At 69.6% G+C, this 22,717-nt stretch carries 19 protein-coding genes; 7 read left to right on the top strand and 12 right to left on the bottom strand.

Annotation, left to right across the window (positions count from 1 at the left end):
* Window positions 1–40: 40 nt before the first annotated feature.
* The 3 genes from CFB39_RS07515 to CFB39_RS07505 form a co-directional block, all read right to left on the bottom strand.
* A complete protein-coding gene (locus tag CFB39_RS07515) occupies window positions 41–1,066 on the bottom strand; it encodes an ABC transporter permease (RefSeq protein ID WP_089425167.1) in 1,026 nt (341 codons plus the stop codon).
* 26 nt (window positions 1,067–1,092) lie between these two features.
* The gene (locus CFB39_RS07510) at window positions 1,093–2,676 is read right to left on the bottom strand and encodes a sugar ABC transporter ATP-binding protein (protein ID WP_089472620.1); all 1,584 of its coding nucleotides are present in this window, start codon (window positions 2,674–2,676) and stop codon (window positions 1,093–1,095) included.
* Window positions 2,677–2,744: 68 nt separating this feature from the next.
* The gene (locus CFB39_RS07505; RefSeq protein WP_089473243.1) at window positions 2,745–3,671 is read right to left on the bottom strand and encodes a sugar ABC transporter substrate-binding protein; all 927 of its coding nucleotides are present in this window, start codon (window positions 3,669–3,671) and stop codon (window positions 2,745–2,747) included.
* Window positions 3,672–3,988: 317 nt separating this feature from the next.
* Here CFB39_RS07505 and iolC point away from each other — a divergent pair, with 317 nt between their 5' ends.
* The 5 genes from iolC (at window position 3,989) to CFB39_RS07480 (ending at window position 10,307) form a co-directional block, all read left to right on the top strand.
* Window positions 3,989–5,947, top strand: coding sequence for a 5-dehydro-2-deoxygluconokinase (gene iolC, locus CFB39_RS07500; RefSeq protein ID WP_089472619.1), 1,959 nt, complete (start codon window positions 3,989–3,991; stop codon window positions 5,945–5,947).
* Between the two features lie 40 nt (window positions 5,948–5,987).
* Window positions 5,988–7,871, top strand: a complete 1,884-nt coding sequence (gene iolD, locus CFB39_RS07495; RefSeq protein WP_089472618.1) for a 3D-(3,5/4)-trihydroxycyclohexane-1,2-dione acylhydrolase (decyclizing) — start codon at window positions 5,988–5,990, stop codon at window positions 7,869–7,871.
* A 61-nt stretch (window positions 7,872–7,932) separates the two neighbouring features.
* Window positions 7,933–8,862, top strand: coding sequence for a myo-inosose-2 dehydratase (iolE, locus tag CFB39_RS07490; RefSeq protein WP_089472617.1), 930 nt, complete (start codon window positions 7,933–7,935; stop codon window positions 8,860–8,862).
* Between the two features lie 52 nt (window positions 8,863–8,914).
* Window positions 8,915–9,730, top strand: coding sequence for a 5-deoxy-glucuronate isomerase (gene iolB, locus CFB39_RS07485; protein WP_089472616.1), 816 nt, complete (start codon window positions 8,915–8,917; stop codon window positions 9,728–9,730).
* An 82-nt stretch (window positions 9,731–9,812) separates the two neighbouring features.
* Window positions 9,813–10,307, top strand: coding sequence for a heme-degrading domain-containing protein (locus CFB39_RS07480; protein WP_089472615.1), 495 nt, complete (start codon window positions 9,813–9,815; stop codon window positions 10,305–10,307).
* 53 nt (window positions 10,308–10,360) lie between these two features.
* On the opposite strand, the gene CFB39_RS07475 is transcribed toward CFB39_RS07480, so the two are convergent.
* The 8 genes from CFB39_RS07475 to CFB39_RS07440 all read right to left on the bottom strand — a co-directional run bounded on the left by CFB39_RS07475 (window position 10,361) and on the right by CFB39_RS07440 (window position 17,390).
* Window positions 10,361–11,107, bottom strand: coding sequence for an SDR family NAD(P)-dependent oxidoreductase (locus CFB39_RS07475; RefSeq protein WP_089425159.1), 747 nt, complete (start codon window positions 11,105–11,107; stop codon window positions 10,361–10,363).
* A 191-nt stretch (window positions 11,108–11,298) separates the two neighbouring features.
* Window positions 11,299–12,003 carry an ABC transporter ATP-binding protein gene (locus CFB39_RS07470; protein ID WP_089425158.1) on the bottom strand — a complete coding sequence of 235 codons (705 nt, stop codon included), beginning with the start codon at window positions 12,001–12,003 and terminating at the stop codon, window positions 11,299–11,301.
* On the bottom strand, window positions 12,000–12,752 hold the full coding sequence (locus CFB39_RS07465) for an ABC transporter ATP-binding protein (protein ID WP_089472614.1): 753 nt from the start codon (window positions 12,750–12,752) through the stop codon (window positions 12,000–12,002). The genes CFB39_RS07470 and CFB39_RS07465 overlap by 4 nt, the downstream gene beginning before the upstream one ends.
* The gene (locus CFB39_RS07460; protein ID WP_089472613.1) at window positions 12,749–13,978 is read right to left on the bottom strand and encodes a branched-chain amino acid ABC transporter permease; all 1,230 of its coding nucleotides are present in this window, start codon (window positions 13,976–13,978) and stop codon (window positions 12,749–12,751) included. The genes CFB39_RS07465 and CFB39_RS07460 overlap by 4 nt, the downstream gene beginning before the upstream one ends.
* Window positions 13,971–14,906: a branched-chain amino acid ABC transporter permease gene (locus tag CFB39_RS07455; protein ID WP_089473242.1), complete on the bottom strand. Its 936-nt coding sequence runs from the start codon at window positions 14,904–14,906 to the stop codon at window positions 13,971–13,973. Before CFB39_RS07455 ends, CFB39_RS07460 begins: the two co-directional genes overlap by 8 nt.
* A 7-nt stretch (window positions 14,907–14,913) precedes the next feature.
* The gene (locus tag CFB39_RS07450; RefSeq protein ID WP_089425894.1) at window positions 14,914–15,351 is read right to left on the bottom strand and encodes a thioesterase family protein; all 438 of its coding nucleotides are present in this window, start codon (window positions 15,349–15,351) and stop codon (window positions 14,914–14,916) included.
* Window positions 15,352–15,490: 139 nt separating this feature from the next.
* The gene (locus CFB39_RS07445; protein WP_039347430.1) at window positions 15,491–16,027 is read right to left on the bottom strand and encodes an NUDIX domain-containing protein; all 537 of its coding nucleotides are present in this window, start codon (window positions 16,025–16,027) and stop codon (window positions 15,491–15,493) included.
* A 121-nt stretch (window positions 16,028–16,148) separates the two neighbouring features.
* The gene (locus CFB39_RS07440) at window positions 16,149–17,390 is read right to left on the bottom strand and encodes a YbfB/YjiJ family MFS transporter (protein WP_089472612.1); all 1,242 of its coding nucleotides are present in this window, start codon (window positions 17,388–17,390) and stop codon (window positions 16,149–16,151) included.
* A gap of 123 nt (window positions 17,391–17,513) precedes the next feature.
* Here CFB39_RS07440 and CFB39_RS07435 point away from each other — a divergent pair, with 123 nt between their 5' ends.
* The gene (locus CFB39_RS07435) at window positions 17,514–18,428 is read left to right on the top strand and encodes a LysR family transcriptional regulator (RefSeq protein WP_089472611.1); all 915 of its coding nucleotides are present in this window, start codon (window positions 17,514–17,516) and stop codon (window positions 18,426–18,428) included.
* Window positions 18,429–18,560: 132 nt separating this feature from the next.
* On the opposite strand, the gene alaS is transcribed toward CFB39_RS07435, so the two are convergent.
* The gene (alaS, locus tag CFB39_RS07430) at window positions 18,561–21,185 is read right to left on the bottom strand and encodes an alanine--tRNA ligase (protein WP_089472610.1); all 2,625 of its coding nucleotides are present in this window, start codon (window positions 21,183–21,185) and stop codon (window positions 18,561–18,563) included.
* 249 nt (window positions 21,186–21,434) lie between these two features.
* Here alaS and CFB39_RS07420 point away from each other — a divergent pair, with 249 nt between their 5' ends.
* On the top strand, window positions 21,435–22,655 hold the full coding sequence (locus tag CFB39_RS07420; protein WP_089439828.1) for a CaiB/BaiF CoA-transferase family protein: 1,221 nt from the start codon (window positions 21,435–21,437) through the stop codon (window positions 22,653–22,655).
* Window positions 22,656–22,717: the final 62 nt, after the last annotated feature.

The following is a 22,717-nucleotide window of genomic DNA, read 5'->3' as shown; positions in this document are numbered from 1 at the left end:
CGGCGGCACGTGCCACCCTCGACCTGCGATGCACGAAGGGTTAGCGGCGCTTCTTCTTGTTGCGGTACTGGTCGGCGATCACGGCCGCGACGATGATCGCGCCCTTGACCATCTCCTGGTAATACGCGTCGATGCGGATGAACGTGAAGCCCGACGTCATCACGCCGAGGATCAGCACGCCGATCACGGTGCCCGTCACGCGGCCGAGGCCGCCCGACAGCGACGTGCCGCCGATCACGACCGCCGCGATCGCATCGAGCTCGTACATCACGCCCATGCCCGACTGGCCGGAGATCGCGCGCGCGGCCGTCACGGTGCCGGCGATCCCGCTCAGCAGGCCCGCGATCGCGTAGACGAAGATCAGGTGGCGCGTGACGTTGATGCCCGATACGACGGCCGCATGACGGTTCGCGCCGATCGCATAGGTGTACTTGCCGAAACGCGTGTAGCGCAGCACGACGTGGAAGATCGCGGCGATCACGAGAAAGATGATCACCGGGTTGGCGCCCGCGCCGATCGCCGCGAACTGGTCGGTCAGCATCGACACCGGCATCCCGTTGGTGAACCACTTCGCGAAGCCGCGCGCGGCGACCATCGTGCCGAGCGTCGCGATGAACGGCGGGATGCCCGTCATCGCGATCAGCGAGCCGTTCAGCAGGCCGACCAGCAGCCCGACGCACACGCCGGCGAGCACGGGCCAGATGATCGGCAGGTCGGTCAGGTGCGGAAACACCGCGCGCGGGAAGTCGGACACCTGCGCGAGACTCGCCGAGACGACCGCCGCCGCGGCCACGACCGAGCCCGACGACAGGTCGATCCCGCTGGTGATGATCACGAGGTTCACGCCGACCGCGATGATGCCGATCACGGCCATCTGCAGCACGATGATCTCGAGCCGCTCGGTGTTGAACAGGAAGCTCTGGCCGACGACGATCCAGCCGACGATCTCGAAGAACAGGCTGATGCCGACGAGCACGAGGAAGATGCTCAGCTCGGGCGGCCACTTCGTGTGCCGCGTCTTGAGGGTCATGGTCTGCGCATCCGCGACCGGGTTCAGGTTGCCCATTGCTTTGTCTCCAATCTTGGTTCGGCTCAGCGCGACGCGAGATCCATGATGCGGACCTGGTCGGCGTCCTTGCGATCGACGATGCCGGTCATGCGCCCTTCGTGCATCACCATCACGCGATCGCTCATTCCCAGCACTTCCGGCATCTCCGACGAGATCATCAGCACCGCGACGCCCTTGCCGGCGAGCGCGCTGACGAGCCGGTGGATCTCGGCCTTCGCGCCGACGTCGATGCCGCGCGTCGGTTCGTCGAGGATCAGGATGCGCGGCTGCGTGAGCAGCCACCGGCCGATCAGCACCTTCTGCTGGTTGCCGCCCGACAGGTTCTGGATTTCCTCGTGCAGCCCGGGCGACTTCACGCGCAGCATCCGGCTCATTGCCTCGCAGTCGCGCTTCAGCTGCGCCTGCCGCACGAAGTTGAACTTCACGTAGCGGTGGCTGAGCACCGCCGCTTCCATGTTCGCGAGCAGGTCGAGATTCAGGAAGCAGCCGGTGTCCTTGCGGTCTTCGGTGAGAAAGGCCATCCCGTGCTTCATCGCCTGCGCGGGCGTCGTGATGCGCACCGGCTTGCCGTCGATGCGGATCTCGCCCGACGTGGCCGGCACGACGCCGAACAGCGCCTCCGCGACGTTCGAGCGCCCCGAGCCGACGAGGCCGGCCACGCCGAGGATCTCGCCCGCGCGCAGCTCGAAGCTCACGTCGCGGAACACGCCGTCGACGCCGAGGTTCCGCACCGACAGCACGACGTCGCCGATCGGCACCTCTTCCTTCGGAAACATCTGCGTGATCTCGCGCCCGACCATCATGCGGATGATGTCGTCGCGCGTGACGTCGCTCGATGCATGCGTGCCGATGTACTTGCCGTCGCGGAACACCGAGAACTCGTCGGCGATCTCGAACAGCTCGTTCATCTTGTGCGTGATGTAGACGATGCCCTTGCCCTGCTCGCGCAGCTGGCGAATGATCCGGAACAGGTGCGTGACTTCCTTGTCGGTCAGCGCGGAAGTCGGCTCGTCCATGATCAGCACGTCGGAGTCGAACGACACCGCCTTCGCGATCTCGACCATCTGGCGGCTCGCGACCGTCAGCGTGCGCACGTCGGTTTCCGGATCGATGTCGATCGACAGCCGCTCGAACAGCTCGGCCGTCTGGCGGCGCAGCGCGGCGTGATCGATCAGGCCGAAACGGTTCTTCGGTTCGCGGCGGATCCAGATGTTCTCCGCGACCGTCATGTACGGCATCAGGTTGAGTTCCTGGTGGATCATCGCGATGCCGCGGTCGAGCGCATCGAGCGGGCCGTTCAGCACGACCGGCTCGCCGTTGATCAGGATCTCGCCCTGGTCGGGCGTGTAGACGCCGGCAATGATCTTCATCAGCGTCGACTTGCCCGCGCCGTTCTCGCCCATCAGTGCGTGGACGGTGCCGCGGCGCACGCGGAACTGCACGCCGTCGAGCGCCACGACGCCCGGAAAGGACTTGCCGACACCGCGCACCTCGAGCACGCAGTCGGCCGCGGAAGAAGCCGGCGGGGCCGACGCGCCGGTCGGGCCGGACGAAGCGGCCCGCGCATCGTCGCCGGCCATCGGGCGCGCGACTCTGGCTGTAAACATGGACGTTCCTCGACAAGTCGTGCGCGAACCCGGTCGTGCCGGGCCCGCGCCATTCAACGGATCACCGGTCAATGCTTCGCGTACTGGTTCATGTTCTCGGGAGTCACGAGCTCGAACGGCACGTTCACGTAGCGGTCGACGGGCTGTTTCTTCGCGAGCTTGAGCGCGGCCGCGACGGCCTGCTGCCCCTGCCCGGATGCGTTCTGGTACACCGACACCTTCAGCTCGCCGCTCTTCATCGACGCGAGGCCGTCCGGCGTCGCGTCGATGCCGGCGACGATCGTCTTCGGCGTCCACTTGCGCGCGGCCTTCAGCGCGTTGATCGCGCCGATCGCCATCTCGTCGTTGTTGGAGATGATCGCGTCGTACTTCGTGCCGGAGCTCAGCCAGTTCATCGTGATGTCCTGGCCCTGCGTGCGGCTCCACTTGCCCTCGCGCTTGTCGACGATCTTCATGCCCGAGCAATCCTTCGTCGCGATCACGTCCTCGATGTCCTTGGTGCGGGCGCGCGCCGACTCGTTGGACAGCTCGCCCATCAGCACGAGAAGGTCGCCCTTGCCGCCGAGCAGCTTGCACACCTGGCGTGCCTGCAGCGTGCCCGACTGCTTCTCGTCGGACGCGACGACCGCGACGCCCGCCGGCAGCTTGTCGAAATCGACCGGCTTGCGGTTCACGTAGACAAGCGGAATCTTGGCCGCCGTCACCATCTTGGTGATCTTCGGCGTCGCGTCGGTATCGACCGCGTTCACGATGATCGCGTCGACCTTCTGCGCGATCATGTTCTGGACCTGGCTCAACTGCTTGCCGACGTCGTTGCCGCCGTCCTCGATCTGCACCGTCGCGCCGTCCTTCTTCGCCGAATCGGCGATGCTGTTGCGCAGGATGGTCAGGAACGTGTCGTCGAACGACGCCATCGTCACGCCGATCTTCTCGGCATGCGCGAGCGGCGCTGCCAGGATCGCGGCGGCCGCGACGGCCATCAGCTTGGTCTTCATGATCAATCTGTCTCCTCATCTCCGGGGGGCGGAAGACGGCGCGTTGCGCGCCGCCGGGCCGAGTCCGATCGAATCCGATACGGACTGAAGCATCCGGATGAAACTGTAGATCACTTCCTCGAAAATTTGGAAATTTATTTCTACGTGATTTCACCTAGGGAACTGGATTTCCAAAAAGTCTAGACTCCGTTCCGTAGCCCGATTCCTTGCGGCAGGCAGTCCCGCGTCGTGCCCCACACGGTGCGGAGCGCCGCCCGAGGTTCGGTCCCCTAATCCGCCGGCATCGCCGAACGCCGGCCGCGAGCGTGACACGTGATATGAGCCTGCTGACCTTTCCGAGTGACCGCCCCATCGATCTCGCCTGCCTCGGCCGCGTGGCCGTGGATCTCTATGCGCAGCAGTACGGCAGCCGCCTGGAAGACGCGCGCAGTTTCCAGATGTATCTCGGCGGCTCGTCCGGCAACGTCGCGTTCGGCGTGGCCCGGCTCGGGCTGAAGACCGCGATGATCTCGCGCGTCGGCGACGAGCAGATGGGCCGCTTCCTGCGCGAGACGCTCGAGCGCGAAGGCTGCGACACGAGCCAGTTGCAGACCGACCGCGAGCGCCTCACCGCGCTGGTGCTGCTCGGGCTGAAGGACCGCGACACGTTCCCGCTGCTGTTCGTGCGCGAGAACTGCGCGGACATGGCCGTGCGCGCCGACGAGATCAGCGAGGATTTCATCGCCGGCTGCCGCGCACTCGCGATCACCGGCACGCACCTGTCGACGCCGGGCACGCGCGAGGCGTCGCTGACCGCGCTCGGCTATGCGCGCCGCCACGGCGTCGTGCGGATCCTCGACATCGACTACCGGCCGGTGCTGTGGGGGCTGACCGCGCGCGGCGCGGGCGAAAACCGCTACGTGCCGGACGCGCAGGTGACGCGGCAGCTGCAGCAGGTGCTCGGCGAATTCGACCTGCTGGTCGGCACCGAGGAGGAATTCCTGATCGCGGGCGGCGTGCCGCACGACGTGATCGGCTCGTTGCAGGCGGTGCGCAAGATCACGAACGCGACGCTGGTCGTCAAGCGCGGCGCGCTCGGCTGCTGCGTGATCGAGGGCGACATTCCCGCCCGCATCGACGATGCGCCGACCTATCTCGGCGAGCGCGTCGAGGTGCTCAACGTGCTCGGCGCGGGCGATGCGTTCCTGTCGGGCCTGCTGTCGGGGCTGCTGCGCGGGCGCGACTGGGCCGAATCGACGCGCATCGCGAACGCGTGCGGCGCGATCGTCGTGTCGCGCCATGCGTGCTCCGCCGCGATGCCGACGCCGGCCGAGCTGGCACACTGGTTCGACGGCAGCCGCAATCCGGTGGTCGACGCCGACCACACGCTCGCGCACCTGCATCGCGTGACGGTGCCGCGCCGCGAATGGGACGACCTGTGCGTGATGGCGTTCGACCATCGCAGCCAGTTCTATGAACTCGCGGTGCAGGCCGGCGCGGACGAAGCGCGGATCAAGACCTTGAAGCGCCTGCTCGTGCGCGCGGTCGAACAGGTCGAGCGCGATCGCCACATCGAAGGCCATGTGGGCGTGCTGATCGACGGCGGCGGCTACGGCAGCGACGCGCTGGCGTCGGCGACCGGACGCGGCTGGTGGGTCGGCCGCCCGGTCGAGCTGCCGGGCTCGCGGCCGCTGCGTTTCGACGAAACGCGCTCGGTCGGCTCGTCGCTCACGCACTGGCCGACCGAACAGGTCGTGAAGTGCCTCGTGCACTATCACCCGGACGACCCGGTCGACCTGCGCGTCGAACAGGAGCAGCGCGTGCTGGAGCTGTGGGAAGCCACGCGCGCGAGCGGCAACGAGCTGCTGCTGGAAATGATTCCGCCGCGCGCGGTCACGCCGGCCGGCACCGAGGACGACGCGGTGCTGCGCACGATCGCGCGCTTCTACAACCTCGGCGTGAAGCCCGAATGGTGGAAGCTCACGCCGCTCACCGCCGACGGCTGGACGCGGCTCGCCGCGCTGATCGCCGAGCGCGACCCGCATTGCCGGGGCGCCGTGATCCTCGGGCTGAACCAGCCGCTGCAATACCTCGTCGACAGCTTCCGCTCGGCGACCAACCCGATCGTCAAGGGCTTCATGGTCGGGCGCACGCTGTGGGCCGATGCGTCGCTGAACTGGTTCGCCGGCCGGATCGACGACCAGGCGCTGATCGACGAAGTCGCCGGCAACTTCGCGCAGCTGGTCGACGCGTGGCTCGGCCGCCGTGCCGCGGCCGCCCGCGCCGCCGCGGCCTGACGCGACGCCTGCGATGACCCTTTCCTCTTCACCGACCGACATGACCTCTACCGTGAGACTGACCGTCAGCCAGGCGCTCGTGCGCTACCTGGCCGCCCTGCGCGCCGAAGTCGTCCAGCCCGACGGCCGCACCGAGATCCTGCCGTACTGCGGCGGCGTGTTCGCGATCTTCGGCCACGGCAACGTGGCCGGGCTCGGCGAGGCGCTGCACGCGGAAAAGGACCGCCTGCCGACCTTCCGCGCGCACAACGAGCAAGGGATGGCCAATGCGGCCGTCGCGTTCGCGAAAGCGAATTTCCGCCAGCGGATGATGGCCGCGACGTCGAGCATCGGCCCCGGCGCGACCAACATGCTGACGTCGGCCGCGCTCGCGCACGTCGGCCGGCTGCCGCTGTTGCTGCTGCCCGGCGACGTGTTCGTGTCGCGGCTGCCCGACCCGGTGCTGCAGCAGGTCGAGGATTTCGAACAGGGCGACGTCAGCGCGAACGACTGCTTCCGGCCGGTGACGCGCTACTTCGACCGGATCACGTCGCCCGAGCAACTGCTCGTCGCGCTGCCGCGCGCGATCCAGGTGATGACCGATCCCGCGCAGTGCGGCCCGGTGTGCCTCGCGCTGCCGCAGGACGTGCAGACCTTCGCATACGACTGGCCCGAGGATTTCTTCGCGCCGCCGGTGATCCGGATGCGCCGGCCGCCGGCCGACGCGCTCGAACTCGCCGATGCGCTCGACGTGCTGAAGGCCGCGAAAAAGCCGCTGATCGTCGCGGGCGGCGGCGTGCTGTACAGCCAGGCGTGGGATGCGCTGCGCGCGTTCGCCGATACGCATGGCGTGCCGGTCGCCGAATCGCAGGCAGGCAAGGGCAGCCTCGCGTGGGACCATCCGCTGAATCTCGGGTCGATTGGCGTGACGGGCTCACCGGCCGCGAACCGTGCGGCCGCGCAGGCCGACGTGGTGTTCGCGGTCGGCACGCGGCTGCAGGACTTCACGACCGGCTCGCATGCGCTCTACGGCAATGCGACGCTATTGAGCCTGAACGTGCAGCCGTTCGACGCGGGCAAGAAACGCGGCAGGCAACTGGTGGCCGATGCGCGCACGGGCCTCGGCCAGCTGTCGGCCGCGCTGGCCGGCTGGCAAGCCGATCCGGCATGGACCGCCAGCAACCGCGACCAGGCCGCCGCATGGAACGCGCGCGTGACCGAGCTCACGACCCGCATTCCGAAGGACACGCTCCCGTACGACGCGGAAGTGATCGGCGCGGTGCGCGACTCCGCGGTCGACGCGGGCCGCGACAGCGCGCGCGATGATCTCGTCGTGTGCGCGGCCGGCACGCTACCGGCCGAACTGCACAAGCTGTGGCGCAGCGGCGCGCCGGGCAACTACCACATGGACTACGCGTACTCGTGCATGGGCTACGAGGTCGCGGGCGGCCTCGGCGCGAAACTCGCGCGGCCCGAACGCGAAGTGATCGTGATCGTCGGCGACGGCTCGTACATGATGCTCAACGCGGAACTCGCGACGTCGGTGATGCTTGGCCGCAAGCTCATCGTCGTGATCCTCGACAACCGCGGCTACGGCTGCATCGAGCGGCTGCAACTGAATTGCGGCGGCGCGAGCTTCAACAACATGCTCGACGACTGCGTGCCGGAGGGCGGCGAGCGCTCGACGATCGACTTCGCGATGCATGCGCGCGCGATGGGCGCCGAAGCCGTGCACGTGCGCGACATCGGCGAGCTGCGCAGCGAGATGAAACGCGCCCGCGCGGCGAAGAAGAGCCAGGTGCTCGTGATCGACACCACGCACCGGCGCACGACCGACGACGGCGGCGCATGGTGGGAAGTCGCGGTGCCGCAAGTATCCGAGCGCGCCGGCGTCGACGCGGCGCACCGCGCGTATCTCGATGCGAAGACCCGGCAGCGGCGCTGATCGCGCGCACGGCCCACGCACCCTCCCCGCGAACAACACATTCGAACCAAGGAAGCACGTCATGAGCTGGAACGTCCGCATCGGTATCAATCCCCTGTCGTGGATGAACGACGACCTGCCGTCGCTCGGCGGCGAGACGCCGCTCGAAACGGCGCTGAAGGAAGGCGCCGAAATCGGCTACGCGGGCTTCGAGCTCGGCAACAAGTTTCCGAAGACCGGCCCCGAGCTGAAGGCGAAGCTCGCCGAGTTCGGGCTCGTGTGCGTGTCGGGCTGGTATTCGGGCTTCCTCGCCGAGGTCGAGCCGGGCATGAGCGACGCCCACGCGGTCGCCGCCGAGATCGAGCGCTGCCGCGCGCACCTGACGAAGCTGAAGTACAACGACGTGAAGGTCGTCGTGTACGGCGAATGCGCGGGCACGATCCAGGGCAACATCGACACGCCGGTCGCGAAGCGGCCGCGCTTCGTCGACGACGCAGCCTGGCGGCGCTACGCGGCGCGCCTCGACGCGTTCGGCGCGCACCTGCTCGACACGTACGGCATCAAGCTTGCCTACCATCACCACATGGGCGCGTACGTCGAGTCGCCCGACGACGTCGACCGGCTGATGGCGCTCACCGACCCGACGAAAGTGTTCCTGCTGTTCGACACCGGCCACGCGTATTTCGGCGGCGCGGCCGACCCGGTCACGCTGCTGAAGAAGCATGTGTCGCGCGTGGTTCACGTGCATTGCAAGGACGTGCGGCCGCAGGTCGTCACGCAGGCGCGCAACGACGGCTGGAGCTTCCTGAACGGCGTGATCAACGGCACCTTCACCGTGCCGGGCGACGGCGCGCTCGATTACGAGGCGACGCTGCACACGTTGAAGGACGCCGGCTACGAAGGCTGGCTCGTCGTCGAGGCCGAGCAGGATCCGGCCGTCGCGCCGAGCTATGCGTATGCGAAGAAGGGTTACGAATCGCTGCGCGCGATCGTCGACCGGTTGAGCGCGTGAACGCATGAACGCGTCAACGCATGAGCCCTATCCTGTTGCGGAGCCCCACCCCATGACGATTTCTCCCCTGCTGATCAAGGCCTCGGCCGACCGCGAGATCTGCAACGTCACGCCCGAGTCGGCCGGCTGGAAGCACGTCGGCTTCCGTGCGCTGCGCCTGAAGGCCGCCGACACCGAAACGCTCGACACCGGCGCGCGCGAGCTGTGCGTCGTCGTGCTCACCGGCACGGTGCGTGCGGAGGTCGACGGCAACACCTACGATGCGCTCGGCAAGCGCGACAGCGTCTTCGAGGATGTATCGCCGGACGCGCTGTACGTGCCGGGCGGCAAGACGGTCAAGCTGGTCGCGACGCGCGATGCGGAAATCGCGCTGTGCACCGCGCCGTACGCGAGCGGCGACAAGCGCGTGCAACGCCTCGACGGCGAGCGGATGCGCCGCTCGATACGCGGGCAAGGCACCAACACGCGCTACGTGTGCGACATCCTGATGGGCGACAACCCGGCGGCCGACCGGCTGCTCGTGGTCGAGGTCGTCACGCCCGCGAGCCATTCGAGCAGCTATCCGCCGCACAAGCACGACCGCGACGCGGCACCTGACGAAACGTCGCTCGAGGAAACCTACTACCACCGGATCGATCCGCCGCAAGGCTTCGCGTTCCAGCGCGTGTACACGGACGACCGCAGCCTCGACGAAGCGTGCGCGGTCGAGGACCACGACGTCGTGATGGTGCCGCGCGGTTACCACCCGGTGGTCGCGCCGCACGGCTACAAGCTGTACTACCTGAACGTGATGGCCGGGCCGAGCCGCGCGTGGGCGTTCAAGAACGATCCCGCGCACGAGTGGATGCTCGACGCCCCGAAGCGCTGATGGAAAGACGGGCCCGCGCGCGGCCCGTGACGATGCGACGCCCGGCACGCGCACCCAGCGCCGGCGACGCCACGGAGCCGCCATGGTGACGACCCTCTTTCGCCTCGAACCCCATCCCTTCGACGACGACGCGTCGAACCCGGCGCTGCCGCGCTTCGATGCTGCGGTCGCCCGCCGGATGGGTGAAATCGCCGTCAACCTTGCGTCGCGCCGCGGGCTGCCGATCGCGGTGAGCATCGTCGGCGAGCAAGCGCCGCTGTTCTACTGCGCGCTCGACGGCAGCGATTCCGGCGACAGCGACGCGATCCGCCGGCGGCAAAACACGGTATTGCGCTTCGGCCTGAGTTCGCTCGCGGTCGGCGAGCGGTTTCGCCGCGCCGGCTGGTCGCTGCAGTCGCAGGGGCTGTCGGATGACGACTATGCGCTCGACGGCGGCGGCGTGCCGTTGCGGATCGCCGGCACCGGCATCGTCGGCGCGATGACGATCGCGGGTCTCGACTCCGAGCACAATCACGCGCTCGTCGTCGAGAGCCTGCAGTGGCACGTCGGCCGCTACGCGCTCGCGATGCACGCGTAACGAAACGGGCGGCACGACCGGCGCACGCGCGCCGCTGCACCGCCCTCGCCGGATCAGTTCAACCCGCCGCTCACGACGAGATGCTCGCCGGTCATCCAGCGCGCATCGTCCGACGCGAGGAACACGGCGACCGACGCGATGTCGTCCGGCTCGCCGAGACGGCCGAGCGGCGTCTGGCCGAGCACCTGCGCTTCGAGATCGGAACCGATGATGCCCGCGCTGTGCGTGCCTTCGGTCACGACCATCCCCGGGTTGATCGCGTTCACGCGGATCTTGCGCGGCGCGAGTTCGAGCGCGAGCACGCCGGTGATCGCGTCGACCGCGCCCTTGGTGCCGCTGTACACGGCGCTGGCGGGCGGCGTGATGCTGGTCACCACCGAGCTGATGTTGATGATGCTCGCGCCTTCGCCGAGATGCTTGACCGCGGCCTGCGTGGTCAGCAGCACGCCGAACACGTTCGTGTCGAACTGCCGGCGGTAGTGCTCTTCGGTGATCGCTTCGATCGGCGCGAATTCGTACACGCCGGAATTGTTGACGAGCACGTCCAGACGCCCGTACGTGTCGATCGCCGTATCGACGATGCGTTGCGCGTCGGCTGCCTTCGACACGTCGCCGCCAACCGCGACCGCGCGGCCGCCGGCTTCGACGATCGCGCTCACCACCGCATCGGCGCCCGCCTTGCTGCTTGCGTAGTTGACGACGACCGACGCGCCTTCCGCGGCCAGTGCCTTCGCGATCGCCGCGCCGATGCCCTTCGATCCGCCCGTGACGATCGCGACCTTGTTTGCCAGCTTGCTCATGATTTCATTCCTCAGTCAGAAGACTTTCGATGGAGGGTGCCGGTTGCCGCGTTGCTGCGTCGTTGCGTCGTTGCGTCGTTGCGTCGATATGCAACCGGTATGACTGGCAATTTACTGTGCGGTACTGCGGCGATAAAGCGGCTCGACGCGAATTGACTGGCGGAGTTTTCCGAACAATCGCTCGCGCGCCGTCAGCCGGCGCTCAGCCACGCGTTCGCGACCTCGCCGCCCAGGCCGTCGAGCGCGCCGTCATAGACGATCCGTCCGCGCCCCATGACCGCGACGCGCCGCGCGAGCCGCGGCGCGAACTGCAGCCGCTGCTCGATCAGCACGATCGCGACACCGTCGGCCTGCAGCGCGGCGAGGCACGCGCCGACTTCGTCGACGGCGAGCGGCGCGAGCCCTTCGGCCGGTTCGTCGACGATCAGCACGCGCGGGCGGCCGGCCAGCGCCCGCACCAGCGCGAGCACCTGCTGCTCGCCGCCCGACAGCCGCCCCGCTTTCACGTCCGCGCGCGCGGCCAGCAACGGAAAGCGGTCGAACAGCCGTTCGAGCGCCGTGCGTTCGGCCACGCCGCTGACGCCGCGCAGCCCGAGCCGCAGGTTGTCGCGTACCGTCAGCAGCGGAAACACGTCGCGGCTTTCGGCGACGTAAGCAACGCCGCGCCGCGCGATCTCGAACGTGCGCGCCCCCACGCATTCGGCGCCGCCGATGCGCACCGAGCCGGCCGTGCGCACGAGCCCCATCACGGCCTTCGCGAGCGTCGAGCGCCCCGAGCCGTTGCGGCCGAGCAGCGCGAGCGTCTCGCCTGGCGCGAGCGCGAGATCGACGCCGTCGAGCACGGGTTGCAGCCCGTACCATGCGCGCAGGTCGCGAATATCGAGCAGCGCGCTCATGGGCCGCCCTCGCCCAGATAGGCGGCCCGCACGGCCGGATCGGCGCGGATCGCATCGGGCGCGCCGGTCGCGACCACCGTGCCGCGCACGAGCACCGTGATGCGTTCGGCGAAACCGAACACCGCATCCATGTCGTGTTCGATCAGCAGGACCGTGCGCCCCTGCGTCGTCGCGCGAATCAGCGCGATCATCCGCGCCGCCTGCGCGCGGCTCATCCCGGCCGTCGGCTCGTCGAGCAGCAGCGTGCGCGCGCCGCTCGCGAGTGCGATCCCGAGATCGAGCGCGCGCTGTTCCGCATAGCTCAGTTCGCCGGCCGGCGTGTCGCGGTGCGCATCGAGGCCGATGTCGTGCAGCACGCGAGCGGCCGCGAGATCGACCGATGTCGATTCGCGCAGCCGGTTCCACCAGCGCCGCCGCTCAGCCGGCGCATGCAGCGCCGCGCAGCGCAGGTTGTCGAACACGGTCAGCCGCGCGAACGCGCTCGTCTGCTGGAAACTGCGGCCGATGCCGAGCCGGCTCGCGACGACCGGCCCGCGCCCGCGCAGCTCGACGCCATGCAGCACGACGCGCCCGCGCGTGGGCCGCACCGCGCCGGCGATCACGCCGAACAGCGTCGACTTGCCCGCGCCGTTCGGCCCGATCAGCGCATGACGCTCGCCGGCCGCGATGCTCAGTTCGACGCCGTCGAGCACCGCCTGCGCGCCGAAGCGCTGCACCACGCCGTGCAGCGCGATCGCGTTGCCGTTCATCGCCCGTCCTCCCGCTGGCCGGCCTGCCCGCCCGGCGCGAGCCGCGTGCGCCAGCCCCACAGCAGCGTGCCGATGCCGAACGCGGAGCACGCGACGGCCCAGCCGGCCGGCGTATCGGCGTCGACGCTCCAGGCGCCGAACGCGAAGCCCGCGCCGTCGTCCTGCGCGAAGCGCCACGCGTAGCCGAGCTCGGCCGCGCAGACGACAGCGACGCCCCAGAACACGCACGCACCGACCGCGCACAGCATGCGCCACCGTTCGGCCGCCGGCGCGCCGCGCCGCAACGCCTGCGCGAGCGCTTGCACGATCCCGGCGATCCCGCGCGGCGCGGCCACGACGACCACGACGAACAGCACGCCGAGATACAGCGCCCACGCGCGCGATACGCCCGCGACGACGATGCTCAGCACCGTGAGCACGGCCGCACCGGCCGCCGGCCCGAAGAACGCGCCGGTGCCGCCGATCACGGCAGCGATCAGCACGGTCGCCGAACGCGCCATCGATACGCTGTCGGGCGTCGCGATCTCGACGTCGATCAGCGTCAGCGTGCCGGCGACGCCGGCGAAGAACGACGCGCAGGTGACCATCGCGAGCCGCACGCGGCGCGGATCGGACCCGAGCGCGGCAACGCGCACCGGGTTGTCGCGCACCGCATTCGCGAGCCGCGCGAGCGGCGTGCGTGTCAGCGCGTGCATCGCCCACGCCGACGCGAGGCACCACGCGGCGATCACCGCATACGCCTGGACGGGTGCGCCGAAATGCCAGCCGCCCCACGGCGTGCCGCTCGCCCGGTCGATCGGCACGCCGCCGATTCCGCCGAACCAGGCCGGCACGCTCCACGCGGCGGCGGCGACGCACTCGCCGAGCCCGAGCGTGATCATCGCGAACGCGGTGCCCGAGCGGCGCGTCGCGAGCAGCCCGGCGGCAAAGCCGAAAGCGGCGCCGGCCACGCCGCCGACGAGCGGCAACAGCGGCAGCGGGCCGCCAAAGTGGTTGAACCAGTGCGCGGCCGCGAACGCGCCGAGGCCCGCGAACGCCGCGTGCCCGAACGACAGCAGCCCGGTCGTGCCGAGCTGCAGGTTGTACGACAGGGCGAGCACGACGAGCGCGGCCGTCTGTGCGAGATAGCCGAGCATCGCGCCATGCGGCCACAGCCAAGCGGGCAGCACGACGCAGGCGGCGAACAGAGACCAGCGCATGACGCCGGCGAGCATGCGGTTACGCATCGGCACGCTCGCCGAACAGCCCGCGCGGCCGCGCGACCAGCACCGCGACGAGCAGCAGGTACGGCACCAGCGGCGCCAGCTGCGCGATCGACACCGCGGCCACGCTGTCGGGCAGCGCGATGCCGGCCCATTCCGCGAGGTCGCGCAGCGACGTGTCGCTCGCGGCCGCGAAGGTCTGCGCGAAGCCGACCGCGAGCGACGCCGCGAACGCGCCGCCGAGCGAGCCGAGCCCGCCGATCACGACGACCGCGAACACGACCGACCCGACCGTTTCGGCCAGCGCGGGTTCGATCACCGCGAGCGGTGCGCCGATCACGCCGGCGAGCGCCGCGAGCGCGGTGCCCGCGCCGAACAGCGCCGTCATCACGCGCGGCACGTCGTAGCCGAGCGCCTCGACGGCCGCGCGGTGCGTGAGCGCCGCGCGCACGACGAGCCCGATGCGCGACGCGCGCAGCAGCGCGCCGAGCGCGACCAGCATCGCCGTGGACATCCCCATCATGAACAGCCGGTAGCGCGGCAGTGCGAGGCCGAATACGGTCACGGGCGCGCCGTCGAACAGCGCCGGCACGGGCGCCGGCAACGGCGCGAGGCCCCACACGAGTTTCGCGCCCTCGCCGATCAGGTACGCGAGGCCGAAGGTCAGCAGCAGTTCGCTCGTATGGCCGCGCGCCTGCACGCGGCGCAGCAGCATGCGTTCGCAGCCGGCGCCGAGCAGCCCGACCGCGAGCGGCGCGAGCACCAGCGCGGGCCAGAAGCCCGCGCCGGCCGCGATGCTGTAGCCGACGTACGCGCCGAGCATGTAGAAGCTCGCATGCGCAAAATTGAGCACGCCCTGCACGCTGAAGATCAGCGTGAGGCCGGCCGACAGCATGAACAGCAGCAAGCCGTAGCTGAGGCCGTTGAAGGCCTGGAGCGCGAACGCGTGCACCGCGCCGTCAGGCCGCGAGCGGCTCGAGCGCGGCGCGCAGCGCATCGGGCAGCGGCACCGGCCGGCGCGTGCCGCGATCGACGTACACGTGCACGAAATGCCCCTGCGCGGCGGGCGTGGCGTCGCCCTGCGCGAACAGCCCGACCTCGTAGCGCACGCTCGACGTGCCGAGCTTCACGACCCGCAGCCCGGCGTCGACCGACTGCGGGAACACGAGCGGCGCGAAGTAGTTGCACTGCGTCTCGACCACGAGGCCGATCGTCTGCCCGTGCTCGACGTCGAGCACGCCGGCGCGGATCAGGTATTCGTTCACGACCGTGTCGAAGTAGCTGTAGTAGACGACGTTGTTCACGTGCCCGTAGACGTCGTTGTCCATCCAGCGGGTCGTGATCGGCAGGAAGTGGCGATAGGCGTCGCGCGGGCGCGGTTGCGGCTTGTCGGACATGGCGATGGCGGTCAGGACGAGGGAAGCGAGGTGGACGACGCGCGGCGGCCGCGGGACACGGCGCACCGGCAGGTAGCGGAACGCCGCGCCGCGATCGCTCGCGGCACGGCGGATGCAACGCGGCTGACGGGCCGGCCCGTCACTGCCCCGGCCGGTCGACGAACTCGAAATCGAGGCCGCGCGCGCGCATCCAGTCGGCGAGCGCGACGCCCGTGCCGGCGCGCCACGGGCGCAGCAGCGGCGGATCGACGAGCTTGTATTCGAGCAGTTCCGGCGACAGCGCGACCGTGCCCGACGCCCGCACGTGGTACGCGATGATCAGCTCGTTCTTGCGGATGAATTCGTAGACGCCGACCAGCGACACGTGCTCGGCCTTCAGCGCCGTTTCCTCGAACACCTCGCGCGCGATGCCGTCCTCGGGCGTCTCGCCGTTCTCGAGGAAGCCGGTGATCAGCGCGAACATGCCTTCGGGCCAGGCCGCGTTGCGCGCGAGCAGGATCTTGCCGTCGAGCTCGACGATCGCCGCGACGACGGGCAGCGGGTTGTTCCAGTGCACATAGCCGCAGGTGTCGTCGGGGCACGCCTGGCGAATGCGGCCGCCTTCATGGTCGGGATCGGCGCGCTCGGTGAGCGGGCTCGCGCAGCGCGGGCAAAAGCGGTAATCGGCGGTGGTCATCGATGGGAATCTGGCAGGCGCCGGACGGCCGCCTGCCGGCTGCCCGCGCACCCGCTCGGCGCGGGAAAGGCTTCATTCTAGCGAGTTTGCCCGTGCCGCAGACGATCCGGCCCCGCCGACATCAGGGTTGCCGCCGCCCGCGTGCGGCGGTCGCCGCGAAACCGGCGGCGCCCAGCAGCAGCGCGGCCACCGCGACCCACAGCGCGGGGGAAAACGACCCGAAGCGCGCGGCGAGCGGCGCCGCGACGAGCGGGCCGAGAATCTGCCCGACCCCGTACGACGCGGTCGCGTAGCCCATCAGCCCGGCAGCCCGTTCGCCGTGCAGCCGCCGCGCCTCGCGCATCGCGAACAGCGTGATCGCGGTGAACGGCAGGCCGAGCAGCGCGCTGCCGACCGAGAAACCGGCCGCGTTCGGCCACACGATCCCGGCGGCAATGCCGAGCGCCTGCGTCGTGCAGCCGGCCGCCAGCAGCAGCCGGTTGTCCCAGTGCGCGGGCAGCCGCGCGGCGGTGATCGCGCCGACGATCAGCGCCGCGCCGAACATCGGCCAGAACAGGTCGGGCCATGGCGAGCCGGCCGGCAGCGCGGCGCGCGCGATCACCGGCAGGAACGTCGCGGTGATGATGTAGCCGAAGCCCGGCATGCCGTACAGCACGACGAGCCAAGCGGCGTCCGCGCGATGGCGCTGGTGCGCGTGGTGCGACACGGTTGCGGCGGCCGCCTGCGGCGCGGCGCCGCCCGACGGCACGGCTTGCGCCGGGGTGGCCGCAAACGTGCGCCAGATCACGACCGACAGCACCGCGGACAGCGCGGCAAAACCGAGCCAGCCCGACGCCGCGCGCTGGCCGGCCAGCGCGCTGCCGATCAGGCCCGTCACCACGATGCCGACGCCGGGGCCCGCATAGATCACCCCGCTCCACTCCGGCGCATGCAGGTCGGCCAGCCGGCGCAGCCCCCATTGCGACACGAACACGAACGTCCATGCGCTGACGACGCCCGCGACGAAACGCACCGCGAGCCACACCGGCAGCAGGTGGCCGACACCCATCGCGGCGGTGAGCAGCACGGTGGCCACGAGCCCGACGCGCACCATGCGCGCGGGCGCCACCCGTAGCGCCGCGCAACTGACCGCGCCGACGAAATAGCCCGCGTAGTTCGCCGACGCGAGCCAGCCGCCGGCCTTCAGGCCGATCGAGCCGTCCGCGAGCATCAGCGGCAACAAGGGCGTGAACGCAAAGCGGCCGACACCGAGCACGACCGCGAGGCCGACCATGCAGGCCAGCGCGGCCGTGCGGGCGCGGCGGTCGGCATCATCGACGAAAGGCGCGCCGGCGGCGGCGGTCGGGGTATCGGAGCGGGACATGGCGGCAAGGGCCGGCGTTCAACGCGCCGGCCGGATCGGAAATCGGAATGCTTCCATCCTAGCTTGACCAAACGTTCTCGAAAAATGAATAATTGAGAATCCAATCATCGCTCGGAGAGAATCATGGACCTGGCGGCGCTGGCGATTTTCCGGGCCGTGGTGCGCGAGAACGGCGTGACGCGCGCGGCGGCCAAGCTCAATCGCGTGCAGTCGAACGTCACGACGCGCATCAAGCAGCTCGAGGAGGAACTCGGCGCGGCGCTGTTCGTGCGCGACGGCCGCCGGCTCGTGCTGACGCCGGCCGGGCACACGCTGCTGCCGTATGCGGAGCGCCTGCTCGCGCTCGCCGACGAGGCGCGCGACGCCATACGCGAGGACACGCCGCGCGGGCGGCTGCGGCTCGGCACGATGGAGAGCACGGCCGCGAGCCGCCTGCCGACCGTGCTCGCGCGCTATCACCATGCGTGGCCCGACGTGTCGCTGGAGCTGCTGACGGGCACGACGGGCTGGCTGATCGACCGCGTGCGCGACTTCGAGATCGACGCCGCGCTGTTCGGCCGCCCGCCCGCGCCGGAGACGCTCCCCGACACGTTCGAGACGGTGCCGGTCTTCCGCGAGGACCTGGTGCTGCTCACGCCGCGCGGCCACCCGCCGGTGCGCACGCCGCGCGACGTGATCCTGCCGACGCTGATCGCGTTCGAGCGCGGCTGCACGTATCGCAAGTACGTCGAGCAGTGGTACGCGGGGCACGGCGTCAAGCCGGCCCGCGTGCTCGAACTCGGGTCGTATCACGCGATCGTCGCGTGCGTCGCGGCAGGTGCCGGCATCGCGGTCGCGCCGCGTTCGGTGCTCGACCTGCAGCCCGAGACCGGCAACATCACCGCGCACGTGATCCCCGAACTGGAAGGCATCGATACGCTGCTCGCGTGGCGCCAGGGATATGCGTCGGCCGCGTTGGCCGCGTTGCGCGATGCACTCACCGAGGCCGCACGGCAGGCGGACGGTGCAGCGAAGCCGCCGGTCACCGTGCCGGCCTGAATCGTCGGGCGGCGGCCGGCACGCATCGTTCCGGCGTACCAACAAAAAAAAGACCCGACCGGCGCATGCCGATCGGGTCTTTCTTATTTCAAGCGATGCCGTAACGAGACGGCATCGCATCGGTCGGAACGATCAGAGCCGCTCTTCGACCCAGCCCTTCACGCCGGCCAGCGCGCCCGGCAGGTTCGCCGGCTCGGTGCCGCCTGCCTGCGCCATGTCCGGACGGCCGCCACCCTTGCCGCCGACCTGCTGCGCGACGAAGTTCACGAGCTCGCCGGCCTTGACCTTCTTGCTCGCGTCGGGCGTGACACCCGCGATCAGGCTGACCTTGCCGCCTTCGACGGCGGCCAGCACGATCGCCGCGCTCTTGAGCTTGTCCTTCAGCTTGTCGACCGTTTCACGCAGCGTCTTCGCGTCGGCGCCGTCGAGCGTCGCGGCCAGCACGAACACGCCGCCGATTTCGACCGCCTGTTGCGCGAGCTCGTCGCCCTGGCTCGACGCGAGCTTCGACTTCAGCGCGCCCAGCTCCTTCTCGAGCGACTTCACCTGGTCCTGCACCTGCGCGATGCGCTGCGTGAGCTCCGACGGCTGCGCCTTCAGCGCGGCCGCGGCTTCGTTCACGCGCGCGTCGAGTTCCTGCACGTAGCGCACCGCGTTGTCGCCGGTGATCGCCTCGACGCGGCGGATGCCGGCCGCGACGCCGCCTTCGACGACGATCTTGAAGAAGCCGATGTCGCCGGTGCGATGCACGTGCGTACCGCCGCACAGTTCGCGCGAGAAGCCGAGGTCGAGCACGCGCACTTCATCGCCGTACTTCTCGCCGAACAGCGCCATCGCGCCGCCCTTCACGGCTTCGTCGTACGGCATCACGCGCACGATGCCGGGCGCGTTCGCGAGGATTTCGTTGTTGACGATCTGCTCGACGCGACGGATTTCGTCGTCGGTCATCGGCGCGTTGTGCGCGAAGTCGAAGCGGGTCTTTTCCGCGTCGACCAGCGAACCCTTCTGCTGCACGTGCGCGCCGAGCACTTCGCGCAGCGCCTTGTGCATCAGGTGGGTGGCCGAGTGGTTGCGCTGCGTGCGGGCGCGGCGATGCGCGTCGATTTCCGCGCGCAGCACGTCGCCCACTTTCAGCGTGCCCTGCTCCAGCGTGCCGTGGTGGCCGATCACGTCGGCCTGCACCTTCAGCGTGTCGGCCACCGCGAAGCGCGTCGCGGCGTTCGCGAGCACGCCCTGGTCGCCCACCTGGCCGCCCGATTCCGCGTAGAACGGCGTGTGGTCGAGCACGACGACCGCGTCCTGACCGGCCTTCACTTCGTTGACCGACGAACCGTCGACGTACAGCGCGACGACCTTCGCGTCGTCGAACGCGATTTCTTCATAGCCGTGGAAGGTGGTCTTCGCGCCCGTGTATTCGAGGCCCTGCGCGGCCTTGAACTTGCCGGCCGCACGCGCCTGCTCGCGCTGGCGCGCCATCGCATCGTCGAACGCCGGCTCGTCGACCGTCATCCCGCGCTCGCGGCACACGTCGGCCGTGAGGTCGAGCGGGAAGCCGTAGGTGTCGTGCAGCTTGAACGCGAGCTCGCCGTCGAGCACCTTGCCGCCCTTCGCCTCGACGTCGGCGAGCGCGGCTTCGAGGATCGACATGCCGTGCTCGATCGTCTCGAAGAAGCGCTCTTCCTCCTGGCGCAGCACGTCGGTCACGCGCTGTTCGGCTTCCTTCAGCTCCGGATAGGCCGTGCCCATCTCGGCGACGAGGTCGGCCACCAGCTTGTGGAAGAACGAGCCCTTGCGGCCGAGCTTGTAGCCGTGGCGGATCGCGCGGCGCACGATCCGGCGCAGCACGTAGCCGCGGCCTTCGTTGCCGGGAATCACGCCGTCGACGATCAGGAACGAGCAGGCGCGGATGTGATCGGCGATCACCTTCAGCGAGTTGTTCGTGAGGTCGCTGATTTCGGTCACGCGCGCGGCGGCCTTGATCAGGTTCTGGAACAGGTCGATCTCGTAGTTGCTGTGCACGTGCTGCAGCACCGCGGCGAGACGCTCGAGGCCCATGCCGGTGTCGACCGACTGCTTCGGCAGGCGCGTCATGTTGCCCTGCGCGTCGCGGTTGAACTGCATGAACACGAGGTTCCAGATCTCGATGTAGCGGTCGCCGTCTTCCTCAGGCGACCCCGGCGGGCCGCCCCACACGTCCGGGCCGTGGTCGTAGAAGATTTCGGTACACGGGCCGCACGGGCCGGTGTCGCCCATCGTCCAGAAGTTGTCCGACGCGTAGCGCGCGCCCTTGTTGTCGCCGATGCGGATGATGCGCTCGGTCGGCACGCCGACTTCCTTCGCCCAGATGTCGTACGCCTCGTCGTCTTCCTGGTAGACCGTGACCCACAGCTTCTCCTTCGGCAGCTGGTAGACCGTGGTCAGCAGCTCCCACGCGAACTTGATCGCGTCGTGCTTGAAGTAGTCGCCGAACGAGAAGTTGCCGAGCATCTCGAAGAACGTGTGGTGGCGCGCCGTGTAGCCGACGTTCTCGAGGTCGTTGTGCTTGCCGCCCGCGCGCACGCTGCGCTGCGCCGTCGTGGCGCGCGAGTACGGACGCGGGTCCGTGCCGAGGAACACGTCCTTGAACTGGACCATGCCCGAGTTCGTGAACATCAGCGTGGGGTCGTTACCGGGCACGAGGCTCGACGAGCGGACGATCGTGTGGCCCTTCGATTCGAAGAATTTGAGGAATTTCTCGCGGATTTCGGCAGCTTTCATGGCGTGCGGGGACAGTCTGGCAAAGACGGCTTTAAACGCCGGCGCCCTTGTCGGGGCGCGCGGCGGCATGGATTCGGAAACGATCGATTATACGGGATCGGGGCCGGCTTCCGGGCAAAGCGGCGGAAAGCGGCTCGGCCCTCCCGCCGGGCCGGGTGGGCCACTCGCGCAGCCGATTCGCCTTAAGATGCTCGGCATGCCAACCGGCCCTGCCCGACAAGGCGAGCCATGAAAGGAGACGATTCGACGATGGGTGCCCTGAGCCATATCCGCGTGCTGGACCTCACCCGCGTGCTCGCGGGCCCGTGGTGCGCGCAGACGCTTGCCGATTTCGGCGCGGACGTGATCAAGGTCGAGCGCCCGGGCGCCGGCGACGACACGCGCCACTGGGGGCCGCCGTACCTGAAGGACGCGGACGGCGCGGATACCGCCGAGGCCGCGTACTACCTCGCGGCGAACCGCAACAAGCGCTCGGTGACGGTCGACATCGCGACGCCCGAGGGCCAGCAGATCGTGCGCGAGCTCGCCGCGCAGAGCGACGTCGTGCTCGAGAACTACAAGGTCGGCCAGCTGAAGAAATACGGGCTCGACTACGATTCGCTGCGCGCGGTGAAGCCCGACCTCGTCTACTGCTCGGTCACCGGGTTCGGCCAGACCGGCCCGTACGCGCACCGCGCGGGCTACGACTTCATCATCCAGGGGATCGGCGGCTTCATGAGCATCACCGGCGAGCGTGACGGCGAGCCGGGCGGCGGCCCGCAGAAGGCCGGCGTCGCGATCGCCGACCTCGCGACCGGCCTCTATTCGACGATCGCGGTGCTCGCCGCGCTCGCGCACCGCGACCGGACCGGCGAAGGCCAGTACATCGACATGGCACTGCTCGACGTGCAGGTCGCGCTGCTCGCGAACATGAACACCAACTTCCTCGCGAGCGGCAAGCCGCCGGTGCGCTGGGGCAACGCGCATCCGAACATCGTGCCGTACCAGACGTTCCAGACGCGCGACGGCTGGATCATCGTCGCGGTCGGCAACGACGGGCAGTTCCGCAAGTTCGTCGAGGCCGGCGGCCGGCCCGAGCTGGCGGACGACGAGCGTTTCGCGACGAATCCGTCGCGCGTGCGCCATCGCGACACGCTGGTGCCGATCCTCGCGGAGATGGTGAAGGCGCGCGACAAGGCCGACTGGATCGGTGCGCTCGAAGCGGCCGGCGTGCCGTGCGGCCCGATCAACGATCTCGACGAGGTGTTCGACAACGAGCAGGTGGTCGCGCGCGGGATGCAGGTGTCGCTGCCGCACCCGTGCGGCGCGGACGCGAAGCTCGTGCGCAATCCGATCCGGATGAGCGCGACGCCGCCCGAAGCACGCACGGCCCCGCCGCTGCTCGGCGCGCAGACCGACGACGTGCTGCGCGACATGCTCGGCTACGACGACACGAAGATCGCCGCGCTGCGGGCGAAACAGGCGATCTGAACGCGGTGGGTGGTGCGGGTGCGGACGGCCGGCGTGGCAGCGGCCTCAACCGCCGCCCCGCC

Source organism: Burkholderia sp. AU6039, from assembly GCF_002223365.1.
In the GTDB taxonomy this organism is placed as follows: Bacteria; Pseudomonadota; Gammaproteobacteria; order Burkholderiales; family Burkholderiaceae; genus Burkholderia.
The sequence above is the reverse complement of the archived record's forward strand: the minus strand, read 5'-3'. Positions and strand labels throughout refer to the sequence as shown.